Annotated in this window: 13 protein-coding genes; all 13 read left to right on the top strand. The window is 34.2% G+C overall.

The features are described 5' to 3' along the window. The first annotated feature begins 16 nt into the window (after positions 1-16). The 13 genes from MKD52_RS03325 to MKD52_RS03385 all read left to right on the top strand — a co-directional run bounded on the left by MKD52_RS03325 (position 17) and on the right by MKD52_RS03385 (position 11288). Positions 17-958 carry a KpsF/GutQ family sugar-phosphate isomerase gene (locus MKD52_RS03325; RefSeq protein WP_242099238.1) on the top strand — a complete coding sequence of 314 codons (942 nt, stop codon included), beginning with the start codon at positions 17-19 and terminating at the stop codon, positions 956-958. 139 nt (positions 959-1097) lie between these two features. Continuing rightward, the gene (gene ccoN, locus MKD52_RS03330) at positions 1098-2564 is read left to right on the top strand and encodes a cytochrome-c oxidase, cbb3-type subunit I (RefSeq protein WP_112057971.1); all 1467 of its coding nucleotides are present in this window, start codon (positions 1098-1100) and stop codon (positions 2562-2564) included. A gap of 11 nt (positions 2565-2575) precedes the next feature. Then, a complete protein-coding gene (gene ccoO / locus MKD52_RS03335; RefSeq protein ID WP_242099239.1) occupies positions 2576-3259 on the top strand; it encodes a cytochrome-c oxidase, cbb3-type subunit II in 684 nt (227 codons plus the stop codon). A gap of 2 nt (positions 3260-3261) precedes the next feature. Next, a complete protein-coding gene (locus MKD52_RS03340; RefSeq protein ID WP_242099240.1) occupies positions 3262-3480 on the top strand; it encodes a cytochrome c oxidase, cbb3-type, CcoQ subunit in 219 nt (72 codons plus the stop codon). Continuing rightward, the gene (locus tag MKD52_RS03345) at positions 3481-4362 is read left to right on the top strand and encodes a c-type cytochrome (protein WP_112057968.1); all 882 of its coding nucleotides are present in this window, start codon (positions 3481-3483) and stop codon (positions 4360-4362) included. A 9-nt stretch (positions 4363-4371) separates the two neighbouring features. Continuing rightward, entirely contained in the window at positions 4372-4575 is a 204-nt protein-coding gene (locus tag MKD52_RS03350) for a DUF4006 family protein (protein WP_112057967.1), read from the top strand. Between the two features lie 183 nt (positions 4576-4758). Next, a complete protein-coding gene (locus tag MKD52_RS03355) occupies positions 4759-5271 on the top strand; it encodes a TPM domain-containing protein (protein ID WP_242099241.1) in 513 nt (170 codons plus the stop codon). Beyond that, positions 5271-5756 carry a FixH family protein gene (locus MKD52_RS03360; protein ID WP_242099242.1) on the top strand — a complete coding sequence of 162 codons (486 nt, stop codon included), beginning with the start codon at positions 5271-5273 and terminating at the stop codon, positions 5754-5756. Before MKD52_RS03355 ends, MKD52_RS03360 begins: the two co-directional genes overlap by 1 nt. A 62-nt stretch (positions 5757-5818) precedes the next feature. Beyond that, the gene (locus MKD52_RS03365; RefSeq protein ID WP_242099243.1) at positions 5819-6685 is read left to right on the top strand and encodes a YhdH/YhfP family quinone oxidoreductase; all 867 of its coding nucleotides are present in this window, start codon (positions 5819-5821) and stop codon (positions 6683-6685) included. Continuing rightward, positions 6654-6845: a hypothetical protein gene (locus MKD52_RS03370; RefSeq protein ID WP_242099244.1), complete on the top strand. Its 192-nt coding sequence runs from the start codon at positions 6654-6656 to the stop codon at positions 6843-6845. The genes MKD52_RS03365 and MKD52_RS03370 overlap by 32 nt, the downstream gene beginning before the upstream one ends. A gap of 63 nt (positions 6846-6908) precedes the next feature. Then, positions 6909-8348 (top strand): saccharopine dehydrogenase family protein, encoded by a 1440-nt coding sequence (locus MKD52_RS03375; protein WP_242099245.1) that lies wholly within the window; start codon positions 6909-6911, stop codon positions 8346-8348. Positions 8349-8350: 2 nt separating this feature from the next. Next, a complete protein-coding gene (locus MKD52_RS03380; protein ID WP_242099246.1) occupies positions 8351-10153 on the top strand; it encodes an N-6 DNA methylase in 1803 nt (600 codons plus the stop codon). Then, a complete protein-coding gene (locus tag MKD52_RS03385) occupies positions 10143-11288 on the top strand; it encodes a restriction endonuclease subunit S (RefSeq protein ID WP_242099247.1) in 1146 nt (381 codons plus the stop codon). Before MKD52_RS03380 ends, MKD52_RS03385 begins: the two co-directional genes overlap by 11 nt. The last annotated feature ends 382 nt before the right edge of the window (positions 11289-11670 follow it).

Raw genomic sequence — 11670 nt, forward strand, 5'->3', positions numbered from 1 at the left:
TTTTTAAGGAGTTTGTATGCGAGATTTTACTCAAATAGCAAAAGAGGTTTTTGATATTGAATCAGAAGCAATTTTGGGGTTAAAAGAGTATTTAAATCAAGATTTTAATGGCGCGATTGAATGCATTTTAAAACTCAAAGGGCATTGCGTGATTACAGGAATGGGAAAATCAGGGCATATTGCTGCAAAAATGGCTGCGACTTTAGCAAGCACAGGAACTCCTAGTTTTTTCTTGCACCCTGGAGAGGCATTGCATGGAGATTTGGGAATGCTTACAAAAGAGGATGCGGTTATCGCAATTTCAAACTCAGGAGAGAGTGAAGAGGTTTTGCGGATTATTCCTCTTATTAAAAAGCGTGGGATTCCATTAATTGTGATGAGTGGGAATCCACAATCGACTTTAGCTAAGGAGGGGCGGTATTTTTTAAATATTGCTGTTAAAAGAGAGGCGTGCCCTTTGCAACTTGCCCCAACCTCTTCAACAACCGCAAATTTAGCAATGGGTGATGCAATTGCAGTGGCTTTAATGAAAGCAAGAGGATTTAAACCGGAGAATTTTGCAATGTTTCATCCTGGTGGGAGCTTAGGCAGAAAGCTTTTGACGCAAGTTAAAGATATTATGGTTACTAAAGATTTGCCTATTGTTTTGCCTAAAACTAGTTTTAAAGAATTAATTGCAGTAATGACAAGTAAAAGACTTGGAGTGTGTTTGGTGTTGGAGGATAATAAGCTAAGGGGGATTATTACTGATGGGGATTTGAGACGAACTTTAATGGAGGATAAATTTGAAGTTTGTGCTGAAGAAATTATGACTAAACAACCCAAAGTGATTCAAAGCAATGCTATGGCAACGGAAGCAGAGGCTATAATGATGGAATCAAAAATAAAAGAATTGGTGGTAATGGATGGAGATCAAGTCGTTGGAATTGTGCAACTCTATGAAGTTGGTAGAATTTAGTTTTTGTTAATAAAGCACATTTTGAGTTTCATTTACCATTTGTTTGTTTTTTTAAGCTTTTAGTTAAGTTATTTTTTATAAAATTACAAGTTCTCTAAATATTAATTAGTCTAGGGAAATCTTAGAGGAAGGAGTCTATATGCAATCAAATTCTGCATTAGAGTATGATTATTCCATTGCAAAATTATTTCTTTTTGCAACGATTGTATTTGGTATTGTAGGATTATTGTTGGGTGTCATTATCGCTTTTCAAATGGCGTTTCCAAATCTCAATTATCTTGCTGGAGAATTTGGAACTTTTGGGAGACTTAGACCATTGCACACTAATGGAATTATCTATGGTTTCACATTAAGTGGTATTTGGGCAGCCTGGTATTACTTGGGACAAAGAGTTTTGAAAATTTCATACAATGAGCATCCATTTTTAAAATTCATTGGTCATTTACATTTTTGGCTTTATATTCTTTTAATGGCATTGGCAGTTGTAAGTTTATTTGCCGGTTTAACACAATCTAAAGAGTATTCTGAATTAATTTGGCCTTTGGACCTTTTGGTGGTAGTTGTTTGGGTTTTATGGGGAGTTAGTCTCTTTGGTTCAATGGGTGTGAGAAGGGAGCAGACAATTTACATTAGCTTGTGGTATTTTATCGCGACTTTTGTAGCTATTTCTGCTCTTTATATTTTTAATAACTTGTCTGTGCCTACTTACCTTATATCTGGGGTTGGTTCTTTATGGAATTCTATTTCTTTGTATGCTGGAACTAATGATGCGATGGTGCAATGGTGGTTTGGACACAATGCGGTTGCATTTGTATTTACTTCTGGAATCATTGGGGTAATTTATTATTTCTTACCTAAAGAATCAGGGCAGCCTATCTTTTCTTATAAACTCACATTGTTTTCATTTTGGGGGTTGATGTTTGTTTATATTTGGGCAGGTAGCCACCATCTTATTTATTCTACTGTGCCTGATTGGATGCAAACAATGGGTTCTATTTTTTCTGTGGTGCTTATTTTGCCTTCTTGGGGAACAGCAGTGAATATGCTTTTGACAATGAAGGGACAATGGCATCAATTAAAAGAATCACCTTTAATTAAATTTTTAATTCTTGCCTCTACATTTTATATGTTATCAACACTTGAAGGACCAATTCAGTCAATTAAATCCGTGAATGCTTTGGCGCACTTTACAGATTGGATTGTAGGGCATGTTCATGATGGTGTTTTAGGCTGGGTTGGTTTTACGCTTATTGCAGCTTGTTATCATATGACACCAAGATTGTTTAAGCGCGAGATTTATTCTAAAAAGCTTATGGATATACAATTTTGGATTCAAACAATTGCAATTATCCTTTATTTTTCAAGTATGTGGATTGCTGGAATTACCCAAGGTATGATGTGGAGAGCAACAGATGAATTTGGAAGTCTAGCTTATTCATTTATTGATACAGTAACTGTATTGTTCCCTTATTATACAATTAGAGCAATTGGTGGAACAATGTATTTGATTGGATTTATTATCTTTGCTTATAATATTATTATGACCATTGTTGCAAGTAAAGAGCTTGAAAAAGAGCCTAACTATGCAACTCCAATGGCAGCGTAAAGGAGGGTTGAATGTTTCATTGGTTGGAAAAAAATCCGTTTTTCTTTACGGTAGTTTTTTTGTTGGTATTTTCTATTGCAGGGTTAGTTGAAATACTTCCTGATTTTACAAAAGCGTCTCGCCCTACTGAAAATCTTAAACCTTATACTTTATTAGAAACTGCAGGGCGTCAAATTTATATTGCAGAGAGTTGCAATGCTTGTCATTCGCAGCTAATCCGTCCTTTTAAGGCAGAAACAGATAGATATGGAGCTTATAGTTTAAGCGGTGAATATGCATATGATAGACCATTTTTATGGGGTTCTAAAAGAACTGGTCCAGATTTGCATCGTGTAGGGGATTATAGAACAACAGATTGGCATGAGGAGCATATGTTAAATCCATCTTCTATTGTTCCTGGATCTATAATGCCTGCCTATCCACATTTATATCAAAAAAATGTGGATGTAGATACTGCTTATGCTGAAGCTTATACCCAAAAAGTGGTTTTTGCAGTTCCTTATGATACAGAAGGGAATCCAAAGCTTGGAGATTTAGAATCTGCTAGAGCAGAGATTTTGGCTGAAGCAAAAGTTTTGGCTGAAGATATGAAAGATCCAGAAATAAAAGCGGCATTAGAAAGAGGTGAGATTAAGCAAATTGTAGCTTTGATTGCTTACCTTAATAGTCTGGGGCAAAAAAGAAGGGCGAATTAATCGTGGATTATGAAACTATAAGAGTCATTCAAGGCTATGCATATTGGGCTGTTACGATTTTGTTGGTGGTTTTGTTGTATGGTTATATTTACCATCTCTACAAAAGCCAAAGAAGTGGGAAAATAGATTATGAAAAATATGCTAGATTAGCCCTTGATGATGACTTGAATGATGAAATAATCGAAGAGAGAAGCAATAAAGATAAAAAGAAGGAGAGCTAAATGGAATGGTTGAACTTAGGTGATAGTGTAAATCAACTCGCATTGCTTGGCGCCATAGCAATTCTAGCTTTAACTATTTTCGTTGTTGGTGGTTATATCAAAAAAATGAAAAGCAGTAAGGCAGAAGGTGATTTATCAAGTGAAGAGTGGGATGGAATTAGAGAATTTAAAAATAATATTCCAATTGGTTGGGGTGTAACTTATTTGGTGCTTATTATTTGGGCATTGTGGTATTGGTTTGTGGGATACCCTCTTAATTCTTATTCTCAAATTGGTGAATACAATGAGGAAGTAAAAGCGTATAATGCCAAGTTTGAACAACAATGGCAAAATATTGATGAAGCCACTTTGGTTAAAATGGGACAAAATCTCTTTTTAGTGCAATGTTCGCAATGTCATGGAATCACAACAGAAGGAATAAATGGAACAGCGGCTAATTTAGCAGAGTGGGGTAGAGAAGAGGGGATTATTACAACAATTAAAGAAGGAAGTAAAGGCTTGGGTTATTTGCTTGGAGATATGTTGCCAATTAGTGAGGTAGCACCGGGAGTTTTGGATACTGAAGAAGCACAAAAGGCTGTGGCAGCTTATGTTATGGCTGAAATTTCTGAAGTAAAAAAGACAAAATATCCAGAATTGGTAGCTAAGGGTAAGGAGCTCTATAGTGCTGCAACTTGTAATGCTTGCCATGGGGATGATGGAAAAGGTATGGGAGGAATGGCTCCTGACTTGAGTAAATATGGAACAACTGCATTTGTGGCAGAAGTTTTAGAAAAAGGCAAAAAAGGACATATTGGTATTATGCCTTCGTTTAAAACTCAGATGCTTACAGATATTCAAAAAGAAGCTTTAGGGCATTTCATCTATTCGGATAAAAACTAAGGATACATTATGAATGGTTTATTTGGAATTAATGGATTAGGTGGTTATATAGTCGCGGTAGTATTATTGCTTGCTATCGTCTTTGGGTTGGGATATGCAGCAGTAATGACACAAAAAGCAGAGGCGAACAATCCTTATGTGATTGAGAATCCAAATAGCATACAAATGAAAAGCGTTGAGAATGCTGGGCATTTTCAAAGCGTAGAGGAGTAAAAATGGTAAAGTATAGTAGTTTAGAAAAAATTCTTTTTATTGCGCATATTGTTATCATTATTGTTTCTATTTCTGTAGCATTTATCCCAGATATGCTTCTTTTTGTCGGTTAAGATGTTTAAAGTCTTTAAAATAGGGATTTTATCCCTATTTTGTTTTGTATTTTCTTTTGCAAAGCCCTTTGTGATAGAAAACGAGAATCAACTAGTTGAAAAGACTGTTGGCTTTATTGAGATTCTGTCAAGTGAAGTTTATGAAAAAACGGGTGTAAAAATGTATATTGTTGCTCTTGAGGATTTAGGGGAGATGAATCTTCAAGAGAAAGAATCTTCTTACACTTATAATCTACAAAACCCCTATGTCTTGCTCTTTTTTAGTAAAAATGAAAAAAAAATCAATATCATTGTTAGTCAAGAAGTAGAAAGAATGTTTGATAAAAATGAAGTTTATTGGGATTATATTGTGCCTTTGATTCCAAATTCTGCTAAAGAGCTAACAAATGAGAGAATCTCTGCCTTTTTATTGAATGGTTTTGTGGATATGGCAGATAGAATTGCAGAGTTTCACAATGTTAAATTAGAGCATAACTTTCCAACGCAAAACAAGGGTGTTCAAATCGCGGTGAGGACAGCTCTTTATGCAATGCTTTTTGTCTTATTTGTCTTATTTGTTTTTGTTTATTTAAGGAGAAAATAATGACTAAGAATTATTGGCCTATTGGAATTTTTTTGTTAGCAATGGTTGTGGTTGGTTTAATTGTTTTAACAATCAAGACTGCATTAAATAATCCTGTTGAAATGAAAGCAATGTGTGGAATGGATTCGCAATATGTAGATGAAAATATCAATGAAATCACACAAAAAAGACAAGCTTTTTTAAAGCAATACACTATTGAATTTGAAGGACCAAAAGAGCAGGGTTTAAAGGAATTTAAAATGGCTTTTGTAGAGATTAGAAATTTAAAAAATCAAAAGCTACAAACAGATGCTAAGGTTTCTTTTTTTTTAGCGCGCCCAAACACTATTCAAGAAGACAAAACTTTAGGAGAGGGTGAGTTTGTCGATGGAATCTATCAAAGTCCATCTTTTGAAGTAGATAAACAAGGGCGTTGGCAAGTAGAAGCCTATGTGGAAATAGGAGAAGATTCAATTTGCTTGATGCAAGAATATCTAATTAAGTAGAAAATCTTAGCCATTAGGCTTTGTAGGTTTTGTGGATTTTGTAAATCATAAGAGGAAAATTTATGACCTTTAAAGCATTATGTGTAGATATGCAAGAAGAAAATCTCATACACGCAATAAAAAATATCACCATAGATGATCTATCAGATGGCGATGTGATTATAGAGGTCAAATACTCTAGTATCAACTATAAAGATATGCTTGCGTTTAAGAAAAATGGTGGCGTGATTCGCAAATACCCTATGATACCGGGCATAGATCTCTGTGGCGAGATTGTAGAATCCAACAATCCAAGCTATAGCATAGGGCAAAAAGTCTTGGCAACAGGCTTTGGCATAGGGGTTTCTCACACTGGCGGCTATGCACAATATGCAAGATTGCAATCATCTTGGATTACGCCCTTGCCAAATGGATTATCACTCAAAGATAGTATGATAGTGGGCACGGCAGGTTTTACAGCAGCTTTAAGCATACAATCTCTACAACAAGCAGGTATGAATAAAAGCAATCAACCCACCATAGCAGTAACGGGCGCAACTGGTGGTGTGGGCACTATGGCAATTGCACTCCTTAAGGCAAAAGGGTATGACAACATCATCGCTATCACCTCTAAAGATAATCAATCACCAATGCTAAAAAGCCTTGGCGCGAGTGATATTGTATCGCCAAAAGATATCATAAAAAATGACAATAAGCCTCTACAATCACAATGCTTTGATTATGTGATTGATTGTGTAGGTGGTGCATTAGCCACGAGTTTATTGACACAAATATCCTATGACGGAGCGATGAGCGTATGTGGGAATGCAAGGCGGAGCGATGAGTGTATGTGGCAATGCAAGTGGGATAGCTCTAAATACAAATATTTTGCCCTCTATCTTGCGTGGGATACAGCTTGTGGGCATAGATTCTGTGGCATATCCAAATGAGAAAAGATTAAGAATTTGGAATGAAATTTCACAAGCAATGGCATTCATACGGAAAATACCTATCACAGAAGTTACACTTGATACGCTAGTAGATAAGCTAGATTCCATAAAAAATTCAACCAACATAGGAAGAAATATAGTATCAATCAATAATCAATAACTAAATGCTATAATACAGCTTCAAATTACCGAGTATTATATATTTCATTGTAAGGATTGTATTATGGCTTGTGTTTTGCAGATTGGAGCAGGTGGAGTTGGTGGAGTGGTTGCGCATAAAATGGCACAAAACAGAGAAGTTTTTTCGCGCATTGTTTTGGTTTCTCGCACGCTTAATAAATGTCAGGCGATTGCAGATTCCATCTACCAGAAAGGCTTGGGTAAAATTGAGATAGATTGTGTGGATGCTGATAGTGTCGAATCTATGGTGGCTTTGATAGAAAAATACAAGCCAAAGCTTGTGGTAAATGTCGCTTTGCCCTATCAAGATTTGAGCATTATGGAAGCGTGTCTTAGGACAAAAACGCATTATTTGGATACAGCAAATTACGAGCATCCAGATTCTGCACATTTTGAGTATAAAGAACAATGGGCATACGACACACGCTACAAAGAAGCAGGGATTTTTGGGCTTTTGGGAAGTGGATTTGATCCGGGCGTTACGAATGTCTTTTGTGCGTATGCGCAAAAACATTATTTTGATGAAATTACTAGCATTGATATTTTGGATTGTAATGCAGGAGATCATGGCTATGCCTTTGCGACAAACTTTAATCCTGAAATTAATTTGCGCGAAGTGAGCTCTAAAGCGAGGTTTTGGGTAAAAGATGAGAATCTTGCACAAAACACAGACCTAAAAAAAGACACCATTTATCGCAAGTTTGAGCGAGAAGAAAAGCATTTTAGCCTAGAGGCAAATACACAAGATTTAAAAAATGAAGACTACTTTGGCGGACAATGGCAAGATATAGCACCGCTTGATTTGATGAAAGAATGGGAATATCCAGAAGTGGGCGTAAAAAATAGCTATCTACTTTATCACGAAGAGCTTGAATCGCTTGTGCGAAATATCAAAGGGCTAAAGCGGATTAGATTTTTTATGACATTTGGAGAATCTTATCTTACACATATGAAATGCCTAGAAAATGTAGGGCTTTTGCGTGTCGATGAAATAGAGCATAATGGGCAAAAAATCGTGCCAATACAAGTGCTAAAGACGCTTTTACCCGATCCAGCCTCTCTAGCGCCTCGCACCAAAGGGCAAACGCACATCGGTTGCTACATCAAAGGCATAAAAGATGGTAAAGAGCGAACAATTTATATTTATAATATTTGCGATCACGAGGCGTGTTATAAAGAAGTCAATGCCCAAGGCGTGAGCTATACCACAGGTGTGCCAGCAATGATTGGCGCAAAACTGATTTTGGAGGGTAAATGGGGCATAGGAGCGGCAAAAATACCAAATAACGCAGATAATAGCGATATGCCAAAAGGTGGAGAATTTCAAGGGATAGATTCCAATAATGGTAGCGGTGTGTGGAATATGGAGCAAAATGACCCCGATCCCTTTATGGCAGAACTAAACAAACAAGGACTTCCTTATGTGGTGTGTGAGATAGATTCTAAAGGCGAGAGAAAAATACTAGAGGATGGTAGAAGGTAAAGATGCTGAGTGAAGATAAAATACGAGACAATGCTAGAGAAATTTTAGGGTTTTATAATAGTAATGAAGCACAAAGTGGAGTAGGACAAATTACTACCTTTAACCAATTAGATAAAAATTATTTTAAAGGTATAAGCGACAAGCCTGATGGGTGGTATTTTCCAAATGATATTAACAAACCTGCGATTATTCTAGAGACCAAAGCAGGTAATAAAAATATAGAGAGAGAAAAAGAACAACTTTTTAAATATATACAAATCACGCAAAAGAAATATAATAAAGTTTTAGGCATTCTTTATAATGGTGAAGATGTGCTTGTTTATAATGATAAATTAAAACAAATTATCGAAGTTAAAGAACTCTTAAATAAAGAATATTATTTAAAACTTACTCAAAGAATTCCTATTGATGTGGATGCGATACAAACTTGCACAATACGCATTAACGAACTCTTACATCATAAGTTTATTATGCAAGATTTAAGACATAGAATGATTTTTACTGCTTGTGCCTTAGTGGCACATAAAAAAGGTGCAAAATTAGAAAATTTTAAAGATTTAGATTTTAGCGATTTGAAAAATAGAATTATTAAGGTTTTAGAAGAATCCTATAGCGATGAAATGAAGAGTAATGAAAAGCTAAAAATCATTAAAGAGCAATACGAAAAAATCACTTGTGACAAAGAAGGTGATAAAAACGCTATGGGTGATTTTATCGATAATGTAATGAAAATTTCTCATTTTTTAAATTCTGATGATTGGAATGGCGAAGATGTAATGATGATATTTTTTAATGAATTTAATCGTTATTTACCCAAAAAGCCAGATTATGGACAGGTTTTTACTCCAGCACACATTATTTCTTTGATGTATAGAATCACAGGAGTTACTCACAAAGACAATGTTTTAGACGCTGCTTGTGGAAGCGGGGCTTTTTTAATTCATGCAATGGGTGAAATGATAAGCGAGTTGGGTGGTAAAGCAAATGAAAAAGCTATGCTAGAAATTTGCAATAATAGACTTTTTGGCATAGAAATTTCAAAAGATTTATTTACCTTAGCTTGTGCAAATATGTTAATACACAAAGATGGCAAAACAAATTTAATTCAAGCAGATTCAAGAGATAAAGAAATATGCGAGTGGATAAAAAACAAAAAAATTACTAAGGTTTTAATGAATCCCCCTTATGAAAACAAATACGGAGTTTATACAATAGTTGAAAATGTGCTCAATAATGTGTGTGATGGTGCAATGTGTGCATTTTTGTTGCCTGATAATAAACTTGAAGTGGGTAAGAGTAAAGCAGAAAAATGGCTTAAAAAACATTCTTTATTAAAAATTATAAAATTACCCGATGAAATTTTTAATGGCAAGGCAGGGGTAAGTACTTCCATATTTTTATTTAAAGCCCACGAACCACAAAATGATAAAGAAATTTTTGCTTGTCATATTAAAGAAGATGGCTTAGAGACGGTGAAAAATAAAGGCAGACAAGATACAAAAGAAAAATGGAAAAATGAGCTAGAACCTTATTGGCTTGATGTAATTTATAAAACAAGTGGCGATGAAAGTTGTCAATGGTTAAAACCAAGCGAACACTTAAGCTACCAAATGCCAAAAGAACCCTTTAGTATCACCCAAAAAGACTTTAAAAAAGTTGTGCTAGATTATATGCTTTTTGAACAAGGGATTGATAAAAAAGATTTTGAAAAAGTGCTTTTGGAATCTTTGCTTTATGATTCTAATATTAGCTTAGATGATACAGCTATTTCTATTGCCTTAAACAAGGAAAATAATGAAGAGTAAAGTTTTAGTTACTTCAAATTGGAAAGAATTTAAACTTGAAGATTTGTTTGAAATTGGCGGGAGTAAGACCACGCCAAAAAAGACATTAGAAGAAATTGGAAATGGTAATTATCCTTATATTACAACACAAGCAACTGAAAATGGTGTAGCTGGATATTATAACTTTTATACCGAAAAAGGCGGCTGTCTTACAATTGATAGTGCTGTTCTTGGTGTTTGTTTTTATCAAGAAAGTGATTTTAGTGCTAGTGACCATGTTGAAATATTGCGACCAAAATTTAATATGAGCAAAAATATCGCCTTATTTTTTACTATTTTACTAAATAGAACAAAAAATATTTTTGGTTATGCTTACGATAAAAAGCGTTCCCAAACTGCCCTAAAAAAAGAATATATCAATCTTCCATTAAATTCAAAGGGTGAAATAGATTGGCAATTTATGGAAGAAAGCATCAAACAGACAAAACACGAAATGCAAAATATTATCAATATTTACAAAATATTAAGTGGGGGGGGGGCAAAACTAGTAGTATTTAGCCCCAAAGAGTTTAAAGATTTTATACAAAGAGCTATTATACAAATAGCTCAAAATCTGCTTGATAACCTAGAATGTGAGTGGGGAGAATTTGAAATTAGTGAGTTATTTAAAGTAAAATCAAATCCTCAATTAAATAAAAATAATTTTATTTTTAATAAAAATGCAAAGTATCCATATTTTACCCGCACAGTATATAATAATGGTATTTTTGGATATGTGGAATATTTAGATGAAAAGCATAAAATACAAGGAAATTCTATAGCCGTAGGTTTAATTGCTATGCATTTCTTTTATATGGAAAAAGATTTCTATGCGGGACAATTTACAAAAACTATTTATCCTAAATTTATAGAGTTTAATAAGAATATTGCCTTATTCTTTACTTCTATTTTTAATGCTAATAGCAAAGTTTATCTCAAGGAGTTTATTGTGCGTGATTTTGAAAAAGACTTTTTAAAAACAAAAATATCTCTACCTATAACCCCGGATAAAAAGCCAAATTTTTCTTTAATGGAATCTTTTATCAAAAATTTAGAACAATTACATACTGAACCACTTATAAGATATTATAAAACCTTACAAACAACAAGGGCTTAGTCGAGAAACAAACCCGATAGATAAAATCAAAGGCTTTGAATCTGTGTATGTTAATCAAAAATTCTCTTATAAAAATAAGGAAATTAAAGTATATCTATACTACTACAATAAAACGAATTCTGAATTTAGAGACTATGAAAGTTATAAGAAGCCTAGTATTGAAGATATAATGAAAGAAATTTGTGAATAGAATAAGAATAATGCTGATTTATTGATTCTGTATTTGTATAAAACAAAAATTAAAAAACAAAAGGACTTCATAATGTTGCGAGTTATATCAAAGCAATTTAGTATTTTATTAGTTTTTTTTGATTGCATTATCTACCAATGTCTTTGCTAAAGATGTTTATATTATCCACGGCTATAAAAGCACTAGCAATTA

Origin of the sequence: Helicobacter sp. CaF467b, assembly GCF_022664765.1 — a bacterium.
Classification (GTDB): domain Bacteria; phylum Campylobacterota; class Campylobacteria; order Campylobacterales; family Helicobacteraceae; genus Helicobacter_D; species Helicobacter_D colisuis.